Origin of the sequence: Acinetobacter sp. YH12126, assembly GCF_013418745.1 — a bacterium.
In the GTDB taxonomy this organism is placed as follows: domain Bacteria; phylum Pseudomonadota; class Gammaproteobacteria; order Pseudomonadales; family Moraxellaceae; genus Acinetobacter; species Acinetobacter amyesii.
Genome location: NZ_VPBM01000004.1, coordinates 73,836 through 93,391, shown reverse-complemented (window position 1 = coordinate 93,391; position 19,556 = coordinate 73,836). Strand labels below are relative to the sequence as shown.

15 protein-coding genes are annotated in these 19,556 nt (G+C 41.7%); 6 read left to right on the top strand and 9 right to left on the bottom strand.

Annotated features, from left to right (window positions below; genetic code table 11):
• The first annotated feature begins 28 nt into the window (after positions 1-28).
• From FTU62_RS02885 to FTU62_RS02875, 3 genes are all read left to right on the top strand, one after another.
• On the top strand, positions 29-1,306 hold the full coding sequence (locus FTU62_RS02885; RefSeq protein WP_180101786.1) for a glutaminase: 1,278 nt from the start codon (positions 29-31) through the stop codon (positions 1,304-1,306).
• 90 nt (positions 1,307-1,396) lie between these two features.
• Positions 1,397-2,437 carry a molecular chaperone DnaJ gene (locus FTU62_RS02880; RefSeq protein ID WP_180101785.1) on the top strand — a complete coding sequence of 347 codons (1,041 nt, stop codon included), beginning with the start codon at positions 1,397-1,399 and terminating at the stop codon, positions 2,435-2,437.
• A gap of 171 nt (positions 2,438-2,608) precedes the next feature.
• Complete coding sequence (locus tag FTU62_RS02875; protein WP_180101856.1) at positions 2,609-2,974, top strand: endonuclease domain-containing protein; 366 nt, start codon at positions 2,609-2,611, stop codon at positions 2,972-2,974.
• Positions 2,975-3,171: 197 nt separating this feature from the next.
• Here FTU62_RS02875 and FTU62_RS02870 read toward each other — a convergent pair whose 3' ends face one another.
• Positions 3,172-3,978 (bottom strand): hypothetical protein, encoded by an 807-nt coding sequence (locus FTU62_RS02870; RefSeq protein ID WP_180101784.1) that lies wholly within the window; start codon positions 3,976-3,978, stop codon positions 3,172-3,174.
• Between the two features lie 134 nt (positions 3,979-4,112).
• Positions 4,113-7,007 carry a valine--tRNA ligase gene (locus FTU62_RS02865; RefSeq protein ID WP_180101783.1) on the bottom strand — a complete coding sequence of 965 codons (2,895 nt, stop codon included), beginning with the start codon at positions 7,005-7,007 and terminating at the stop codon, positions 4,113-4,115.
• Between the two features lie 184 nt (positions 7,008-7,191).
• On the opposite strand from FTU62_RS02865, the gene FTU62_RS02860 reads away from it, so the two are divergent.
• The 3 genes from FTU62_RS02860 (at position 7,192) to FTU62_RS02850 (ending at position 9,805) form a co-directional block, all read left to right on the top strand.
• Positions 7,192-7,863, top strand: coding sequence for a hypothetical protein (locus FTU62_RS02860; protein WP_180101782.1), 672 nt, complete (start codon positions 7,192-7,194; stop codon positions 7,861-7,863).
• 44 nt (positions 7,864-7,907) lie between these two features.
• On the top strand, positions 7,908-8,714 hold the full coding sequence (locus FTU62_RS02855; RefSeq protein ID WP_078191399.1) for an SDR family oxidoreductase: 807 nt from the start codon (positions 7,908-7,910) through the stop codon (positions 8,712-8,714).
• Between the two features lie 74 nt (positions 8,715-8,788).
• Entirely contained in the window at positions 8,789-9,805 is a 1,017-nt protein-coding gene (locus FTU62_RS02850; RefSeq protein ID WP_180101781.1) for a hypothetical protein, read from the top strand.
• 33 nt (positions 9,806-9,838) lie between these two features.
• Here the strand turns inward: FTU62_RS02850 and FTU62_RS02845 are convergent, their stop codons facing one another.
• The 7 genes from FTU62_RS02845 to FTU62_RS02815 all read right to left on the bottom strand — a co-directional run bounded on the left by FTU62_RS02845 (position 9,839) and on the right by FTU62_RS02815 (position 19,547).
• The gene (locus FTU62_RS02845) at positions 9,839-10,282 is read right to left on the bottom strand and encodes a YbjQ family protein (RefSeq protein WP_078192213.1); all 444 of its coding nucleotides are present in this window, start codon (positions 10,280-10,282) and stop codon (positions 9,839-9,841) included.
• A 3-nt stretch (positions 10,283-10,285) separates the two neighbouring features.
• Entirely contained in the window at positions 10,286-10,642 is a 357-nt protein-coding gene (locus tag FTU62_RS02840) for a YbjQ family protein (protein WP_078192212.1), read from the bottom strand.
• A 150-nt stretch (positions 10,643-10,792) separates the two neighbouring features.
• Positions 10,793-12,247: a multidrug efflux RND transporter AdeIJK outer membrane channel subunit AdeK gene (adeK, locus tag FTU62_RS02835; protein WP_180034600.1), complete on the bottom strand. Its 1,455-nt coding sequence runs from the start codon at positions 12,245-12,247 to the stop codon at positions 10,793-10,795.
• Positions 12,247-15,426 (bottom strand): efflux RND transporter permease subunit, encoded by a 3,180-nt coding sequence (locus FTU62_RS02830; protein ID WP_111885287.1) that lies wholly within the window; start codon positions 15,424-15,426, stop codon positions 12,247-12,249. The genes adeK and FTU62_RS02830 overlap by 1 nt, the downstream gene beginning before the upstream one ends.
• Positions 15,427-15,438: 12 nt before the next feature.
• A complete protein-coding gene (locus FTU62_RS02825) occupies positions 15,439-16,704 on the bottom strand; it encodes an efflux RND transporter periplasmic adaptor subunit (RefSeq protein WP_180101780.1) in 1,266 nt (421 codons plus the stop codon).
• Positions 16,705-16,746: 42 nt separating this feature from the next.
• The gene (locus FTU62_RS02820; protein WP_180101779.1) at positions 16,747-17,343 is read right to left on the bottom strand and encodes a phosphatase PAP2 family protein; all 597 of its coding nucleotides are present in this window, start codon (positions 17,341-17,343) and stop codon (positions 16,747-16,749) included.
• 152 nt (positions 17,344-17,495) lie between these two features.
• Complete coding sequence (locus tag FTU62_RS02815; RefSeq protein ID WP_180101778.1) at positions 17,496-19,547, bottom strand: site-specific recombinase; 2,052 nt, start codon at positions 19,545-19,547, stop codon at positions 17,496-17,498.
• Positions 19,548-19,556 lie beyond the last annotated feature (9 nt).

Sequence of the window (19,556 nt, the reverse complement as noted above, 5' to 3'; positions counted from 1 at the left end):
AAAAAGCACACAACAAAAAATAGCCCTTATGAAAACGCCTGTTCCAGATTATTTACAGCATGTCCTTAATGCCTGCGATGCCAATCAGCACGGAGCTTTGGCAGATTATATTCCTGAGTTAGCTAACGCCAATCCGAATAGACTGGCTTTGGCACTGTCTACCGTAGATGGCACGATTTATTCTACAGGTGATGACGAGGTCGAGTTCACCATTCAATCGATGTCTAAACCTTTTGCTTATGCCTTGGCCATACGTCATCAAGGTTTGGATGTGGTATTAAAAAAAGTCGGGGTTGAACCCTCCGGCGAAGCCTTTAACCAAATTGCCTTAGATAAAAATACCAATCTGCCCAAGAACCCGATGATCAATTCTGGGGCAATCACCACACATTCACTTTTACCGTATGACGAGCACAGCACTCGAGCTGAAAAACTCCGTGAATTTTTAAGTGAACTGGCGGGGCGTGAGCTGAGTTTTGATGAAGCGGTTTACCAATCTGAAGTGAAGACGGCTTTTCGAAATTTGTCGATTGGTTACATGCTACGTACAGTCGGTGTGCTTGAAGAAGACCCTGAAGATGTGGTGAATGGTTACATTCGTCAGTGTGCAATATTAGTGACGGTTAAAGATTTGGCAAAAATGGCCAGTGTGCTTGCCAATGGTGGTGTGCAAGCAGCCACAGGTAAACGGTTGCTGTCACGTTCGGTGGTGCGCCAAGTGTTGAGTGTGATGATGACTTGCGGCATGTATGATGCTGCGGGTGATTGGCTGACAACGGTCGGTATTCCTGCCAAAAGTGGTGTGGCCGGTGGCATCATGGGGGCTTTGCCGGGGCAGGTTGGGCTAGCGGTCTTTAGTCCGAAACTGGATACACATGGGAATAGTGTTCGAGGCGTCGAAATATTTGAACGACTGTCTAAGGACATGGGACTGCATGTCATGGAGGGAACACCTTCAGCGCAAACGATCGTCCAAAGTCGCTATACCTGCGGGATAGATCGTTCGGTGGTGGTGTATGAACTGCGCGGCGTATTGCAATTTACTGAGTCGGAAATGTTGCTGCGGATCTTAGAGGATGAACCTGTTGCGAATAACCATATCGTTTTAGACCTGACCAATATTTCTTTGATACACGATGTTGGTGTCCGAATGCTCTTTGAAGGTGTAGATCGCTTGATTGCAGATGGTCATCGTGTGGCAGTGATCGACTCAGAACATCTCTTGGAACAAAGTCGAAGTCATGCAGGGCATGAGGTGGTTGTTCGGGAAGAGCTGAGTCAATATTTGCAACGGTTTGAGCGTTAATTGATAAAAATCCATTGTTGATTCATACAAGGTGCTCATAAGTTTAGTGCTTAGATCGGCTATAATTTTCTTTTTGCGTTAAATTTGCTTATGTCTTTTGAGTTAAAAGTCAGTTTACTCCCGAGTGTTGAAGCTTTATCGCCACAGCATAAAAAGCTGAATAAACTGATTGAGCAAATCGAACAGCAAAAGCTGGATTTAGATCTTTGGCAAAACGCCAAAAGTGAAATTCAAAGTTATATCCAACTCAAACTTGTGCCGATCTACCGTGATTTGCATGTGGTGTACTACCGTCAACTAACTCAGCTTTGGCAACATCTACAGCAAGAAGACTTAGCCAAAGCAGATTTAGCACAGCTCGATGCCAAACTCACGAAATTGGCAAAGCAGCTGAAAAAATCTAATTATTTAAATACTGCTGAACTTGAAAAAGTCTCGGAGGTTGATGCTTTTTATCAGCAGCATCATGCACATATGCAAAAGCCGAATAAAAAAGCTAAGTTAGCGCAAGCTGAACAGAGCAAAGTAGAAGGTCATGTTGATATAGAACAAGAAACTATAGAACAAAATGAGTCTTATGAAGAGTGGGACAGCGAACAATATCAACGTGAGAAAGAAGAACATCAGCGTAAACGCTTAGCGCAAAAACGTGAGCAAGCTGAAAAGTTAGTGAATCAATCGCTGAAAACCGTGTTTTTAAAAATCACCGCCATGATTCACCCTGACCGTGAGCCTGATGAAACTAAAAAAGCTGAAAAAACCGAGTTGCTGCAAGTGGTGAACCAAGCCCATGAAGCACTGGATTTGTTTTATTTATTAAAGTTGCAATTACAGCTAGAAACCAATAAGGGCAAAAGCCCCAAAGCCTTAACAGATGAACATTTAAAGTTTTATAAAATGGCTTTAGAGGCACAAAGCCAACGCCTTGCAAGTCAGATTGATGACATCACGGATAGTTTCCACTGGAGTGAAAAGCCGAAGCCTAAAAATATGCAGGTGAAAGATGTATATAAGGTGATTGATGGCGATGTTTCAGTGCTGAAAGAGCAAGTGAAGTGGGAAAAAGAACGGCTGAAATATATGGAGAAGGTGAAAGGGTTGGAGGTGTTGCTGGAGAATGGGGTTTTATAAAAGCACCTCTCCCTAACCCTCTCCTAGGAGGAGAGGGGATTTCCATTATTGATTGAATTTTGGGTAAAATTTAGCTGTTATATTTTTTAAATTTGATAATTTAAATTAAGTGATGTCACAATGAATGTTCCCTCTCCCTATGGGGAGAGGGCTAGGGAGAGGGAAATAAAAATTAAAATTGACCCTGCATTATTAGAATTCGCCAAATCTATGCGCCACACCGCCACAGATGCAGAACACCTGATGTGGCAACTTCTCCGCGCTAAGCGTTTTATGAATCTGAAATTCCGTCGTCAGCATGTGATTGAGCCTTATATTGTGGATTTTTACTGCCATGAAATTGGTTTAGTGATTGAGTTTGATGGTAGTCAGCATGGAATGGAGGATGCTGTTGAATATGATGCTGAACGGACTAAGTTTTTAGAGGCTTTGGGTTTAACTGTTGTGCGGTATTGGAATCATGATGTTTTGGGGCGGACGGATGTGGTTTTAGAACACCTATGGTATGTATGTGCCGATTTAAAAGTAAATAAATGATGAAAGCTCCTTCTCTCTTTGGGAGAAGGCGGGGGGTGAGGGATGAAGTAATAATGAATAAAGCTAAAAGTACCTCTCCCTTGCACGGCAGTGCTGCTCATCTCCTACAAGCAGAGGAAACCTCAATATAAAATTCACATTTGCATTAAATTAAAAGATGCTCTCTCTCACTATGGAGGAGAGCTGGGGTGGATTAGCTAAGAACGTAAACTTTGGATTTCCTTTAAAATCCAAGTCTTAACTTGATCATTTTTAGATAAAGAAAACTCTAAAGCCGGTGAGTCACTTGATACGTCAACACTACCCTCATATGGTGAAATTATGAGTAATTTTTCATCGAAAAGCATAAAGAAGTTCCAGTGAAATTTAGTGCTGTAGATGATTTTTATCGTTCCTTTCTTATTCACTTTTTTATGGATGCCATCCAATTTTGTTTTACAGTTATTAATCTTAGTTTTTATATCCATAGGAGACTTATTGAAACGGCTAGCTATAATTTTAAGATGTTCATTATTGTTTTCATCAGGAAGGATAAATTCTAATTCACCTCCTTTTTTTAAAAAAGCTTCTAATGTCTTTGAATGACTAGATATCCATGAATCAAAATAATGGGTCACAACGGTAACTTTCTTATGATTTTGAAATAGAAGTTTCCAATTTTTATTCTTAAAAAAATCTTGAGTTTTCCAATCATTATTAAAATATGGCTTTACTTCATCTAGTGTTCTTCGAGCAATATCATCAATCAATTTTTCATCACGTTGATTTTCGAAGAAATCTGTTAATGATTTTAAGAGTAATAATGAAACAGATAGAATTATTAAAGTTGGAATTAATGCATTCGATACATCTTTTCCTAATGAGAAAAAAGTTTTTGACCATGAAAAAGGATCAGAACTCAGAAGATATGAGAAAAAGAGATAAAGTCCAATTAAAATTATTGCTGTAATAAAGCTAATAATTCCTAAAAATTTTTGAACTGTTTTTAAGAATTCTGAATTCATACGCCTCTTTATTAGATTGCATTTTTTTAGAGAGGCTATTTTATAGTCTTTAGTGTTTAATGCAATAAAGATTATAAAATAAAGGGCTGAATAATCAGCCCTTTATACACAAATTAGATCTAACTAACAACACATTAAAGCGCTGCAATCTGCTCCATATTCGCTTTAATCTTCGCTAACTGATCGGCAAACTCAGCAAGTTTAACTTTCTCACCCTCAACTACCGCAGCAGGCGCTTTCGCTACAAAACCTTCATTACCAAGTTTAGTGGCAATTTGGTCATGCTGTTTTTGAACCTTGTCTAAGTCTTTTTGCAGACGACCCAATTCCGCTTTAGGGTCAATTAAGCCCTTCATTGGAACGAATACAGACACGTGACCAACGACAGATGAAGAAGACAATGGCGGTTGTTCACTGTCAGCAAGGAAAGTAATGCTTTCAACTTTTGCCAATGCTTTAAACAATGGTTCAATACGTGCGATTTGTGCTTTTTCAGCATCCGTTGTATTTTGAAGAAGAACAGGCAACAAACGCGCATTACCTAAGCCCATTTCACCACGGATATTACGTACCGCACCAATCAAACCTTGCAGCCATTGCATATCTGCTTCAGCTTGGTCATTAATTAATGCTTGGTCAGCAACAGGGTACTGAGCTAACATGATTGTTTCGCCAGAAATGTTCAGTTTCGGCGCAAGTGTTTGCCAGATTTCTTCTGTTAGGTAAGGCATCAATGGATGAGCCAAACGTAACGATGCTTCCATTACAGCAAGCAGTACACGACGTACTTCAGCTTTACGCTCAACAGATACGTTTTCGTCATTGAGAACTGGCTTAGTGAGTTCTACATACCAGTCACAGTATTCATTCCAAATGAACTCGTAAATCGCTTGTGCAGCCAAGTCTAAACGGTAGGTTGCAAATGCTGTTTGCACCGCTTGTTCCGCTTTTTGCAGACGGCTCACGATCCACTGTTCAGGCAATTCCCAAAGGTCTTGACGAGCATCGATACCAATCACTTGCTCTTCGCAGTTCATCATCACGAAACGCGTTGCGTTCCAGATCTTGTTGGCAAAGTTACGGTAGCCTTCAACACGTTTCATGTCGAACTTAATGTCACGGCCAGTGTTGGCAAGCGCACAGAATGTGAAACGTACAGCGTCAGTACCGTAAGATTGAATACCTTCAGGGAATTCTTTACGCGTTGATTTCTCAATCTTCGACGCTTGTTTCGGGTTCATCAAACCAGTTGTACGTTTTTGTACTAAAGTTTCAAGGTCAACACCGTCAATCAAGTCTAATGGGTCAAGTACGTTACCCTTAGATTTAGACATTTTCTGACCTTCGCCATCACGTACCAAACCGTGAACGTACACTGTTTTGAACGGAACTTGCGGTGTGCCATCTTCATTTTTCATGAAGTGCATGGTCATCATGATCATGCGGGCAACCCAGAAGAAGATGATGTCGAAACCTGTTACTAGTACATCAGTCGGGTGGAAAGTATTTAAGAAATAGTTTTCTTTATCTTTCGCCGCGTCACCAGTCCAACCTAAAGTTGAGAACGTCCAAAGACCAGAAGAGAACCATGTATCAAGCACGTCTTCGTCTTGTTTCAATTCAACTTCAGGTGCAATGCCGTTTTTCGCACGAACTTCAGCTTCGTCGCGACCGACAAATACGTTGCCTTCAGCATCGTACCAAGCTGGAATACGGTGACCCCACCACAATTGACGCGAAATACACCAGTCTTGAATGTTGTTCATCCAAGCCATGTACATGTTGCTGTATTGCTCAGGTACAAATTTGATCTCGCCATCTTTCACAGCTTTGATTGCAGGTTCAGCAAGCGGAGCGATCTTCACATACCATTGGTCAGTCAGTAATGGTTCAACGATCACACCTGAACGGTCACCGCGAGGTGGCTTCAAGGTATATGGTTGAATTTGGTCTAACCAGCCTTCAGCTTCCGCTTGAGCAACCAATTTTTTACGTGCTTCAAAACGTTCTAAACCAATGTAATCCGCAGGTGCAGGAATGGTTTTAGAAATTTGCTCGCCCGCTTTTGCGATGTATTCAAACTCAGCCAGCACTTCAGCATTTTTGTTGAAGATGTTGATGATTGGAAGTTCACAGCGTTTGCCCACTTCATAGTCATTGAAGTCGTGCGCAGGGGTGATTTTCACACAGCCTGTACCAAATTCTTTGTCTACATATTCGTCTTTTACGATAGGAACAGCACGGCCTGTAATAGGTAGGATGATGTTTTTGCCTACAAGCGCTGCATAGCGTTCATCATCAAGCGCAACCGCAACAGCTGTATCGCCAAGCAATGTTTCAGGACGTGTTGTCGCCACAACAATGTGATCTTTGCCGTCATGGGTGCGGATTGATTTGTCTTCAAAGAAATATTTGAAGTGCCAAAGTGAACCTGCTTCTTCTTTATCAGACTCAACTTCTAAGTCAGAAAGGGCAGTTTGTAGTTTAGGGTCCCAGTTTACGAGGCGTTTACCACGGTAAATTAAGCCTTCTTCATGTAGCTTAACAAATACTTCTTTAACCGCGTTAGAAAGACCTTCGTCCATGGTGAAGCGTTCACGTGACCAGTCTACAGATGAGCCTAGACGACGAATTTGACGGGTAATGTTCCCGCCAGATTGTTCTTTCCATTCCCACACTTTTTCGATGAACTTTTCACGGCCAAGGTCGTGACGGCTGATGCCTTCAGCACCCAATTGACGTTCAACAACCATTTGCGTTGCGATACCTGCATGGTCGGTACCCGGCTGCCAAAGGGTATTTTTGCCAGACATGCGGTTATAACGAGTCAACGCATCCATAATGGCATTGTTAAAACCATGACCCATGTGCAAGCTACCAGTGACGTTTGGTGGCGGAATCATAATACAGAATGAATCACCTTTTTGAGATGGCTTGAAGTAGCCTCTCTCTTCCCAAGTCTTGTACCATTTTTTTTCGATCTCGGTCGGATCGTAGGTCGTAGCAATATTTTGCGCTGAATCAGTCATAGTCTAAACAGATCAAAAGTGGATAAAAAATTAGATCTATTGTAGCAAAAAAAATGGTGAATTAGGGATGTTGGGCGAATGTTAACTTTTAGGATTTGGCAGTAAATAAAAGAGTCCGTATGATAGGACCTAAGATAAGAAGTATCCATTGATCCCAAAACTAAGATAAAAGGAGCAATATCAAATGACTTATTCTATTTCTTTAAAGATTCAACCTACGACATATCAACGTTTTGAGACGATTCATCAAAAACTCAATGCAGGTGAAACAGAAAGTCAGTCCAAAGCCTTAGGGGATAATTTAGCGGATATTGCATGTGAAATTTTAGATCAAGTTTTTGGCCAAATGGCGCGCATGAATAAGTCTGGAGACAATGAATCCGAAAAAATTATTCAGCAAATACGTGAAACGACCCGTAAATATATGCCGTGGTCGGTGTCTTTTTTTGGCAATGACCGCCTTGTACCGATGGTAAATTATTTATATGGACGTTTTTACAGCAAAGATGGTCAGCATTATATGCATTATCCGATCGATGCCTCTTTAGCAACCGACTTGCTTGCCTATGTCAGTCAAATGAAAGAAGGGCAGAATCAATATGTCCCACTCGCATTGAAGGCATTTACACAAGTGGTCGATGCCGGGGTGACGCATTTGGTGCGAGAACCAAAAAAAATGCTGAAATTTAATATGGTGGTGGATAAAACTTTAACCGGTGTCATCAATCTCACCACGCAACTCGGTTATAAACGTTTTGATAAACTCGGCAAAATTTATGATGCACAATCGATGAGTCATTACTTTGATCATTTTATGGTGTTTTTGAACAATGAGCCTGTACTACGTAAAGCATAAAATATATATAAATGAATAAATTAGTTATTTAAAAGGATGTCAAAATGGCAAAACGTGATGATTTGAACGGAAAAGTGGTATGGATTACTGGGGCATCGTCAGGTTTGGGTGAAGCTTTAGCAAAAGAATGTGCTTTGCAAGGGGCGCAGGTCATTTTGACCGCACGTCGTTTTGAAGAGTTGGAAAAAGTCCGTGTTTCATTATTACATCCAGATCAGCATCTTTCAGTGTGTGCAGATATTACCAATGAAGAACAAGTTCGCCATGCTTATGAACAAGTCCTTGCGCATAAAGGTCGAATTGACTGGCTAATCAATAATGCGGGATTGAGTCAGCGTGCATTGATTACGGATACGACTATGCAAACTGAACGTGCCATCATGGAAGTCGATTATTTTTCGCAAGTCTATTTAACCAAAACCGTTTTACCGACATTTTTAGCACAAAAGTCTGGTCGAATTGCTTTTGTTTCAAGTGTTGCAGGCTTATTAGGGACACAATACCGCGCGACCTATTCTGCTGCAAAAGCTGCCATTCATATGTGGGCGAACAGTCTACGTGCGGAAGTTGCGGATCAAGGGGTGGGCGTATCGGTGATATTCCCCGGATTTGTCAAAACCAATGTTTCATTTAATGCACTCAATGGTGCAGGCAAGCCACAAGGGCATCAGGATGAAGCTATTGAAAATGGTCTAGAAGCCAATGAGTTTGCCGAAACGGTGGTGCAATCTTTACAACGTGGGGAAGAATACATCGTGGTGGGTGGTTCTAAAGAAAAGCTCGGTGTTTGGGTATCTCGATTATCACCAACAACGTTATATAAAATGATTCGTAAAACCAAAGTGAAGTAAATTTTATCAAGTTTAAATAGTTTAAAAGTCACTCTTAACAGTGACTTTTTTAATGAGTAACGAGATTATAAGAAATGAAAAAGAATAATTTTAACAAATGGGGAATAGCCATCATTTTGTGCGCAATCATTGGTGCAATCGGTACAGTGGCATATTTTTATTTTAAACAGAAAACTCAAAAAATTGAGCAGAAGTCAACGCTCGAAAAGCCTGAAAAAGAAATAGGAACTGTATCAGAACCAGTTATTGAATCTGTTGAGATTGAACCTAAAGTTGAAGCGGCGAGTGCAGAAGTTGTTATGCGAGGACCAAATGAGGGGTGGTTACCGATCGAAGCACTGTTTGATGAAAAAGGATTATTGAAGTCTGAGTATTACAGTCAAAATCCTCAAGATTCAGATGTTGATAAATTACCTTATAGCTCGAATAAAATTGGTGATTTTAAATGGCGAGCTGAATTTCATCCTGTTGATGATTTTAAAGGCGATCAGGCTATATTCAAAGATCAATGTTTTGGATATTGTGTTTTAGTGAAAGGTAAGTTGCTGACCAGTGTTGAATCGACTGTATTTACGGGCGCATTTATTGCGAAAGATCATTTGATCGAAGTGATTGCACATAAGGGGAGTGGCGCATATATGCCTGTCAACTATAGCTTTATCAAAATCGACAAAGCTGGTAATGCAGAGTTAATCTCAGATGATCATAATTCTTACAAAGATCAATTGGCTCGTATCAATCATTCGGGACTCGAGATTGACTTAAAACCATTTAGAAAACTTCAATATTTTCTTCTAATGAATGAAAATGGTTTAAATGTGTCGATGCAAAAACCCAATAAGGTGGATGTTGAACCGACTCAGTGTAAAGAGTATTACGAAGGAACATTAGAGGCATGTCCAACTTTATATGGATGTAAAGCTGACATTGTGGTGCAAGATCTGGCACGTGCTTATGCTGGAGATGTTGCATTTAGTTATCATGATCCAAATATTGATGAAAAGAAATTTAATGAAGTTTGCTTTAAAGTTTGTCGCAATGAAAATGTGAGTTATGAAGAGTTTGAAAACACATTGTGTAAAGTAAATTAAATAGTAAAAATGAATTGGGGAGAAGTAGAGAGATCAGATGTCTCTCTTTTGAATTGCTGTTCCATACGCAAAGACTTCGACCATGCCACCTTGCATACCCAACTCAGTGGTGCTTAAACGTAAGCCCATAATTTGGTTTGCGCCCATCTTTTCAGCTTCTTGCTTTAAACGCACCACGGCTTCACGACGTGCCCGATCGACGATGCTTTCATAACTGGTTAAACGTCCGCCAAAGAAGTTCTGAATATTGGCAATCACATATTTAAAATAATCATGTGAAATCACTACATTACTCGAAATAAGTTGTCCGAAATGTTCAGTAGTTTTAAAGCGGTTGTTGTCTATGCGAATATGTGCCAATCGCTTTTCTTGAGCTTCGAGTTCTTTGAGATGTTTTTGTTCGATATGGCGACCGAAGCCCCAACCAATACAAAAGAGCACCACAAAGATCAGGACTTTAAAAATAAAGGCATCCATGACTTAGTCCTGAGTTGGAAATGGGTCTGGGAGTTTTGCTGAGTTGGCTTCTACGCGAACAGCCGTGCCATACACAAATAATTCAGAGGCGCCTTGAGCAATATTTGAGGTTGAAAAACGGATACCGACGACCGCATTCGCGCCTAAGGCACGTGCTTTATCAATCATACGGCTCATAGCTTCTTGACGGGATTCTTCGAGTAGTTCTGTATAACCTTTGAGTTCACCACCCACGATATTTTTTAGGCCAGCCATAAAGTCACGACCAACATGTTTACTGCGGACAGTACTGCCATAAACGACATCAAGTTGTTGTGTAATGGTATGACCCGGAACAGATTCAAGATTACTTAAAAGCATTTTTAGTTATCAATATAAAAAGGTGAATTGAAGATAGAAAACTCTTTAGCAAAAAGCAATAAATTCATTTTTATTTTAAAGCTTCGATCTAAAAATGAAAAAGCCCACCGAAGTGAGCTTTTCAAATATTACTGGCTAGGCTAAATCAAATTATTGTTTTGATGCTGCTTTACGTTCGGCAGTAGAAGGTTGGTATTGCACAGCATCAGAAGTGTTGGCTTTGATACCACCACCAAGTGTTTTATACAATTCAACTTGGTTGTTGAGATTTGCTTGTTCAAGCAACAACAAACCTTGCTCAGCTGCATAAGATGCACGCTGCGCATCCAGTACAGTTAAGTAGCTATCAATACCAGCACGGAAGCGAGCATTTGATAGTTTGTACGTTGTGTTGGTTGCATCAACTAAACGGCGCTGTGCTGCAATACGGTCACCAATGTTTTGGCGAACTGCAAGCGCATCATTCACTTCACGGAAAGCTGACTGAACTGATTTTTCATAATCAGACAATGCAATTTTCTGGTCAGTTTCAGAAACTTTAATATTTGCCTGACGTGTACCCCAGTCGAAAATTGGAATATCTAGGCTAGGGCCAGCAGACCATACAAAGTTGCCTGATTTAAATAGATCACCTAAGTCCGTTGAAGCATAACCCGCTGAACCTGTCAGACTAATCGTAGGGAACAGACGTGCTTTAGCTGCACCAATGTTCGCACCAGCAGCAGACAGTTTATATTCAGCTGCACGTACATCTGGACGGTTGTTCAACAAGTCACTTGGAATACCTGAACCAATGGTATTGGTCGAAGTAATTCGACTGACACGTTGGTTCGGCAGCAAGTTCGCAGGCACTTGTTGACCCACTAATAGGTTCAATAAGTTTTGCGCTTGAGCAATTTGAGTCTTGTAATTCGCAACATCATTACGTGCAGTTTCTACAGAAATTTGAGCCTGACGAACAGGAACTTCACTGTCAATACCGACATCAAAACGCTTTTTGTTGAGGTTGTAAGATTCAAGCTGAGCCTTTAAGGTTTGATCCGCAAGCTTCAAGTTTGAGTTAGCGTATGCATAGTTTAACCATGCTTGAGCCACTTGACCGATCAACGCAATTTGTGTTGCATCACGGGCACTTGCAGTTGCAAGGTAACTGTCTAAAGCGTTGTCTTTTAAGCTACGTACACGACCCCAAAAATCAAGTTCATAGGCAGTGACACCTAAACCGACATTATAAGAGGTGATAGGCTTTTGTGTATTCAACGTGTCTTGACGAAGTACACTACCACTTGCACCAATGGTTGGTAATTGACCATTGGCAGTGATTTGATACTGTTGCTGTGCACGTTCAATATTTAAAGCAGCCGTACGTAGGTCACGGTTATTGGCTAAAGCTAAGTCAAGAACTTGTACCAGACGTTGGTCAGCAAAGAAATCTTTATATCCTTGTTCAGCAACAGAAGTACCAGAAGCACTTGCTGTGTAGCTTTCGGGGATATTGGTCTGAACAACCGGCTCTGGACCACGCATGCTTTGGCAGGCAGCCAAAGCAAGCGCAAGTGAAGAAACCGCAATGCTACGACCTGCAATAGACCATACATTTTGCATCACGATAAATGCTCCTGATTATTTTGTTGTTTTGGTTTGTACTTAAAGATACTTCGGATCCATACATAGAACACAGGAATAAAGAAGATACCAAGTAGGGTAGAACTGATTACACCACCCAATACACCATAACCTACGGAGTGCTGGCTACCTGCACCTGCACCTGAAGAAAGCGCAAGCGGAAGTACACCAAAACCAAAGGCTAAAGTGGTCATGATAATTGGACGTAGACGCATTTTAGCGGCATGCAATGTTGCGTCAAACAGATCTTCACCTTTTTCTTGAAGTTCTTTGGCGAATTCTACGATCAAGATCGCATTCTTCGCGGACAAACCAATGACGGCAATAATAGCCACCTGGAAGTAAATGTTATTCGCCAAGTTTGGATTTTTGAAGAACACCATTCCAAGGAAAGTCAGTAATAACGCACCCAATACACCTAATGGTACAACCAGTAATACTGAGAACGGAATAGACCAGCTTTCATACAAGGCAGCAAGACATAGGAAGACGATTAACAATGAAAGTGCGTATAGGAATGGTGCTTGTGCGCCAGACTCACGTTCTTCTAGAGATAGACCAGTCCATTCATAGTCAAAGCCTTGAACGCCCATCGAAGGAAGTTTTTGTACAATTTCTTCCATCGCTTTCATCGCGTCGCCCGAACTTACACCCACACCCGGTGAACCTTGAATGTTCACAGATGCGATACCGTTATAACGTTCAAGACGTGGTGAACCATAAGTCCATTCACCAGTAGCGAAGGTCGAGAATGGAACCATTGTGCCTTGGTTGTTACGGACATACCACTGGCTCAGGTCTTCAGGCATCATACGTGCCGCAGCTTCACCTTGTACATAGACTTTCTTCACACGACCACGGTCAACGAAGTCATTGATGTAAGAACCACCCCATGCCATACCCATTGTAGTGTTAATCTCAGAAATACTCACACCCATTGCACCGGCTTGAGCTTGGTCAATCGTGATTTTGTACTGTGGTGTATCTTCTTGACCGTTAGGACGAACACCCATGAGGCGTTTATCTTGAGCAGCCATACCGAGCACCATATTACGGGCATCGATAAGTTGTTGATGGGTTTGACCTGCAGAAGCTTTTAACTGCAAGTTGAAGCCGGCAGTTACACCCAATTCAGGCATTGCTGGTAATTGGATTGGCATGATGTATGAAGCATCCTTCACGATCATGTTCAATGCCATACCACGTTGAATAATCGCACCCACTTGAGATTCAGGTGATGTACGGTCTTCCCAATCTTTTAACTTGATGAATGCAAGACCTGCGTTTTGACCTACACCTGTGAACGAGAAACCGGCAACACTGAATACAGAATCGACATATTTTTCTTCGTTTTTCAGGAAGTAATCGGTCATTGCAGTGACAGTTTTATCCGTACGCTCAAGTGAGGCATTCGGTGGTAACTGTACCAGTGTCATTACAACACCTTGGTCTTCTTCAGGTAAGAATGATGATGGTAACTTTTGGAATAAAAGCACTAATAAGCCGATTACAACTGCATAAATCACACCAGAGAAAATCTTGTGGTGTGTCATGAAGTTCACGCCGCCTTGGTATTTATGCGCAACTTTATCAAAAGAGCTGTTAAACCAACGGAAGAAACGGGCAAAGATGTTGTTGCTTTCAGGTTTGTTTGGATCATGTTGTTTCAACATGGTCGCACATAGGGCAGGGGTAAAGGTCAATGCCACAATCAATGACAGAATCATTGCTGTTACCAGTGTGATTGAGAACTGACGATAAATTACACCTGTTGTACCACCGAAAAATGCCATCGGCACGAATACAGCGGTTAACACAGAGGTAATACCGATTAAGGCACCCGAGATCTGTTTCATTGAGATTTCAGTTGCAGTCACTGGGTCAAGATGATCTTCAACCATGACACGTTCAACGTTCTCTACGACAACAATCGCATCATCCACGAGGAGACCAATCGCCAGTACCATCGCGAACATGGTGAGTGTGTTGATCGAGAAACCAAACATGTTAATGACAGCAAAAGTACCCAATACCACTACAGGTACAGCCAATGTCGGAATAATCGTTGCGCGCCAGTTCTGTAAGAATAAGAACATCACAAAGAATACAAGAATCACGGCTTCTACAAGGGTATGTACAACACTTTCAATCGATAACTTAATGAATGGAGTCGTATCAAATGCAAGCGTGTCTTCTAAACCTTCAGGGTAGTTTGGACGTAGTTCTTTTAAACGTGCTTCAACAGCTTCGGCTGTATCTAATGCGTTTGCACCAGTTGCTAGTTTGATCGCTACACCACCAGCAGGTTTGTTGTTGAACTTAGAGTCGAACTGATAGTTGTCAGCACCTAATTCAACACGTGCAACATCACCTAAACGTACTTGAGCACCATCACTACTGTTACGCAGGAAAATGTTTTTAAACTGCTCTGGTGTTTGCAACAAACTTTGTGCTGTAACTGTCGCGTTCAGTACTTGACCTTCAGTTGCAGGCGCACCGCCTAACTGACCAACAGCAACCTGAGCATTCTGTGTACGGATAGCCGCAGCCACATCACTCGGTGTAACTTTCAGGTTTGCCATTTTGGCTGGATCTAGCCAAATACGCATCGCATAAGAACCACCGAATACTTGGACTTCACCTACACCTGCCACACGGCTGAGAGGTTCAGAAATATTCGAGTTTACATAGTCCTTAATGTCGTCCGCAGTCAACTTACCCGATGGTGAGTGGAATGCTACAACTTGTAGGAAGCTTGCGCCAGATTTGGTGACTTTTACACCTTGACGTTGTACGTCTTCAGGTAATAGCGCTGTCGCAGACTGGAGTTTGTTTTGGACTTGAACTTGGGCGATATCTGGATCGATCCCTTGTTCAAAGTTCAATGTAATAGATGCTTGACCGTTACCCGCACTGTTTGACGAAATATAACGTAAGCCATCCAAACCATTCATTTGTTGTTCAATGATTTGGGTTACGGTGTTTTCAACTGTTTCTGCAGACGCACCAGGGTAAGTCGCAGAGATTGAAACCGTTGGCGGCGCAATGGTCGGATACTGTGCAATTGGCATATTAGATAGCGTGAGTACACCCGCTAGCATAATTACCAATGCAATCACCCACGCAAAAATGGGGCGATGAATAAAGAATTGAGCCATTCAGTCTACTCCCTATGCGTTTGAAGTAGCTTTTTGTTCAGATTTAGGTGCTGCTTGTTCTGCAACTTTAGCATCTGGCTTTGCTGCAGCAGGTTGTTGCGCACCTTGAGGTGCAGCAGCCTGAGGTTGATACGGTTTGGCTACAACTTGTTGTTCTGGCTTAACTTTCGCAATACCGTCAACAATCACTTTATCGCCAGTGTTTAAGCCTTGAGTCACGATCCAGTTTGCACCTTGAGTACCGACTGTTGTTACAGGACGAGATTCAACAGCACCTTTTGCATTCACAATCATTGCAATCGCTTGACCTGTAGGAGTACGTGTAATAGCAGCTTGTGGAATCAGGTAAGCATTTGGAATCACACCTTGAACGATGCGAGCATTGGCAAACATACCCGGAAGTAATAAATGGTTCGGGTTAGAGAACACAGCGCGAAGCGTAACCGTACCTGTATCTGGGTTTACACTCGCATCAGAAAATGCAAGACGACCTTCAATTGGGTATTCGCTACCATCTTCAAGACGTAATTTCACTTTGGTGTTATTACTGCTGTCCAAGTTGCCTTGGCTTAATTGTTGACGTAAGCGAAGAAGTTCAGCACTTGATTGGTTAATGTCAACGTACATTGGATCAAGACGTTGAATTGTGACTAATGGATCAGCCTGAGATGCAGTAACTAATGCACCAGCAGTCACAGTTGAACGGTTTGTTTGACCCGAAATTGGCGCACGTACAGTTGAATAACCTAAATTAATTTCTGCATTTTTAAGTTCTGCCTGAGATGCAGCAACGTCTGCTTCAGCCAGTTTAACTTGAGCAACAATATCGTCGTATTCTTGTTTTGAAATCGCATTTGATCCCACAAGCTGACGGTAACGACCTTCTTTAACACGTAACACGTTTAGGTTTGCTTGTTGACGTGTTAAAGCAGCACGAGCACTGTCAGCTGAAGCACGGTTTGTACGCGAGTCGATCTCGTACAAGGCTTGTCCTTCGCGAACATAGCTACCTTCTGCAAATAGACGTTTCAGTACTACACCACTGGTTTGTGGACGTACTTCTGAAATTTCATAGGCAGATGTACGGCCTGAAAGTTCAACAGATTGTTCAACGCTTTGCGGTTGGGCAACAATGACACCGACTTCAGTTGGTGGCATTTGCTGTGCAGCAGCAGCTTGCTGTGCATCTTTAGGATCTTTGCTACAACCAACAAGTGCAATACTTGTTGCCAATGCGCAAGCAGTCAGGGCAGGAGCCCAAAGCTTTGCAGACATCATTGTTCCACCTCAATTAGATATTTATCTAAATTATTCATTTGTTTACGCTTTACTGATTTTGATGTAACTCAAATAAAGTAGCGCGATCCAAATAAAACTTATGCTCCAACCGGATAAGACATCTGTCGGAAAATGAACCCCAACATATACTCGCGAAACACCCATACACAGCATCCATAACAATGCCAAAATGGTGATCAAGCGATGTTGAGCATGTTGTCGGTAAATCAAGATCATAAGACACGCAAGCGATGCAGCATAACAACTGTGTGCACTTGGGAATGAACTCCCGTAAGACGCTACAAGATGGTACATTTCTGGGGGTCGCGGTCTGGTGAACGTAAATTTAAGCAACCATGCAAGGCCGATACTTCCAAAGATCCCTATACTGATAAAAACAATCTCTGTGTATTTTTTATACCACGCAAAGTGTAAACACCATAGCGTGGTGAAAAATAATACAAAAGGCATGCCGCCTAGCGCCGAAAGTCCGATGGCAATTTGATTAAAAACAGCAATACGGTGCTGACTCATCCATTCCACGATATTTAAATCTAATAGATTTAAATAGGTAGAATAAAGCGACAACACACTGATAATTAATGCAAAAAAACCAACAAACAGTAGCGTTCGTGGCATATTTTATTCCTTGTCATTTTAACCGGTTTGAGCTCGGTTAATTAATGGACTAAAGTGTACTCATCAGTACACTTTATTTCAAGTATGTGTAAATCATACTGATTTTATTTTTTGTGTTCATTTACATCTTACTAAAATAAAACACAAATCTGCTAATGATTGTTCTTACTGGCTTGTGTGCCATCTTCAACTTCAAGTGGGGTTTTCGGTGGCCAGAAAAAATCACTTGGTCGCGTTAGAAAATGAGTCATCACCAGTTTAGCCAGTGGTTTCCATTGTTCAAATCTTACGCGACGTGCCCGTAGTGCCACAATAATGGTTAACGTGAAACTGACGAATAAGTTAGTCAGACCGATCAGAATAACCCCTAAGAATGACACAATGATTAAGCCAATGTCTGGTGAACCATTAATATTGATGAGGCCTTGAATGAAGTTGGCCGAGGCGAAGGCGATATGGCGAATATCTAAAGGTAAACCAAAAATAAATCCAATTGTTCCCATACTGCCCAGCATGATCCCGAATAAGAAGTTACCTGCTAAAGCACCTAAGTTTCGCTCAATGTAAGCGGCAAGCTTATCCAGTCTCTCTTGACCCATGATGCGTTTTAACTTTGGATGTGCTTGAATCCGTGGTCCAACTTTGCGATAGATCGCCATGTTGTCAAAGTATCCAGCAAGCAAACCTGATAAAAACAAACATACCCCAGCAATCGCAGCATGTGGCACAGCCAATGAGGTAAATGGATTGAGGTCGTGTAAGGTTTTAGCTGCTTTTGCATGATTCATTAATGGCTCATGTAAAGCCATGTCCCAACTTAATGCGATCAATGCTGCAACAGGAATCGCAATACTGATGTTGCCTAAGATTGCAATAAACTGGGTTCGAATGATGTTAATAATTAGCGCGGCAAGTTCGGCAATCTGCGCCATTTTCGAGCCTTTACGATGCTGAACCGTCGAGGCAAGGGCGGCAGCTGTCATCGCAGGCTGTTTAGTGGCAACAGTAAAATGTAAGACATGAATCAGCATAAAGCCGAGAGAGTAATTTAGGCTGTATGAAATGGCTTGCATTAAAGGAGCCATTGTCAAACGTGTCATCAGTACTTTTAAAGTTGCCATACACGCAATGATCACACCGGCACCTGCCGCAGACCGGTACATGCTCATAAAGCCTTGTTTGTCCGTACTTACATAGTGTTCGCCGGTTTTACTTGCGTTTTCGGTGACTTGTAGGGCAACCAATTCACTATTGGTGGCGAGCAAATCGCGCACACTGCGCTCGCTATAAATCGCTGACGTCACATCACTGAGTAAACTACCCATAGACACATAGCGGACATCATCTTCTTCAACAATCAGGTTGAGTAAGATTTCTAAGCGATCTAAACACTGTTCTAAAAGCGACAATAAGTAAGTCAGGCTGACACTTACACCAATTCGTTTGGTCGCACGCCGAATCTTCAGCACCACATCACGACATTGTTCCAGCATTACCAACGCTTGAGAAGCATCTGGCGGTAGCACAGCACTCATTTCTTCAGCACTTTGATGCAGCTTTTTATACTGCTGAATAAAATCATTTATTTCGCGGTTTTGCACCAAAAATGGTGATTCATATTCGGTCAGTTCAGGCTGTGCATTAATAAATTCAGGATATAAGCCAATACCACTTACCCGATAGGACAAAACGGTAATGGCTTTAATTAACTCACGGCGAATTTTCTTTTTTTCTTCCTGATTGCTATGACCTTGGTTAAACAGTCGCAATAGCTGCATCCATTGCTGATCATCAATACTGTCCAGCCAATATTTGTCGCTATGACGATAAAAAACTCGACGGACTAAATCTTGTAATTGAGTTTCGTCATTGATCAGAGGAAGAAAATGTGCGCCAAGCCGTTGGAACAGTTGTCCCCAAAAACCATCGAGAGACAAAATACCCGTGTCCGCATATAAACTGGTTTGTTTATATCGGCTAATGAGTTTTAGGACAAAACTTTGCAGGGTAGAGGCTGCATCTGGCGTGATGAGTAAAGCTTGGATGAAAGCCTGAAATTTTTTCTTAATTTCGTCGGTATTTTTTGTATCTTCTGGTCGAATTCGGTTGACCAATTCGATCAGCAAGTTTTCATCCAGCACAGCCCGAGGGGTATCGAGCTGTTGCTGCATGGTCAAAAAGATATCATTGAGTTTTATATGCATAGGCAAGGA

What these genes read in the sequence shown, in the direction of transcription:
- FTU62_RS02885 (WP_180101786.1), top strand. Translation starts at nt 29, where the DNA reads ATGAAAACGCCTGTTCCAGATTATTTACAGCATGTCCTTAATGCCTGC.
- FTU62_RS02880 (WP_180101785.1), top strand. Translation starts at nt 1,397, where the DNA reads ATGTCTTTTGAGTTAAAAGTCAGTTTACTCCCGAGTGTTGAAGCTTTA.
- FTU62_RS02870 (WP_180101784.1), bottom strand. Translation starts at nt 3,978, where the DNA reads ATGAATTCAGAATTCTTAAAAACAGTTCAAAAATTTTTAGGAATTATT.
- FTU62_RS02865 (WP_180101783.1), bottom strand. Translation starts at nt 7,007, where the DNA reads ATGACTGATTCAGCGCAAAATATTGCTACGACCTACGATCCGACCGAG.
- FTU62_RS02860 (WP_180101782.1), top strand. Translation starts at nt 7,192, where the DNA reads ATGACTTATTCTATTTCTTTAAAGATTCAACCTACGACATATCAACGT.
- FTU62_RS02855 (WP_078191399.1), top strand. Translation starts at nt 7,908, where the DNA reads ATGGCAAAACGTGATGATTTGAACGGAAAAGTGGTATGGATTACTGGG.
- FTU62_RS02850 (WP_180101781.1), top strand. Translation starts at nt 8,789, where the DNA reads ATGAAAAAGAATAATTTTAACAAATGGGGAATAGCCATCATTTTGTGC.
- FTU62_RS02845 (WP_078192213.1), bottom strand. Translation starts at nt 10,282, where the DNA reads ATGGATGCCTTTATTTTTAAAGTCCTGATCTTTGTGGTGCTCTTTTGT.
- FTU62_RS02840 (WP_078192212.1), bottom strand. Translation starts at nt 10,642, where the DNA reads ATGCTTTTAAGTAATCTTGAATCTGTTCCGGGTCATACCATTACACAA.
- adeK (WP_180034600.1), bottom strand. Translation starts at nt 12,247, where the DNA reads ATGCAAAATGTATGGTCTATTGCAGGTCGTAGCATTGCGGTTTCTTCA.
- FTU62_RS02830 (WP_111885287.1), bottom strand. Translation starts at nt 15,426, where the DNA reads ATGGCTCAATTCTTTATTCATCGCCCCATTTTTGCGTGGGTGATTGCA.
- FTU62_RS02825 (WP_180101780.1), bottom strand. Translation starts at nt 16,704, where the DNA reads ATGATGTCTGCAAAGCTTTGGGCTCCTGCCCTGACTGCTTGCGCATTG.
- FTU62_RS02820 (WP_180101779.1), bottom strand. Translation starts at nt 17,343, where the DNA reads ATGCCACGAACGCTACTGTTTGTTGGTTTTTTTGCATTAATTATCAGT.
- FTU62_RS02815 (WP_180101778.1), bottom strand. Translation starts at nt 19,547, where the DNA reads ATGCATATAAAACTCAATGATATCTTTTTGACCATGCAGCAACAGCTC.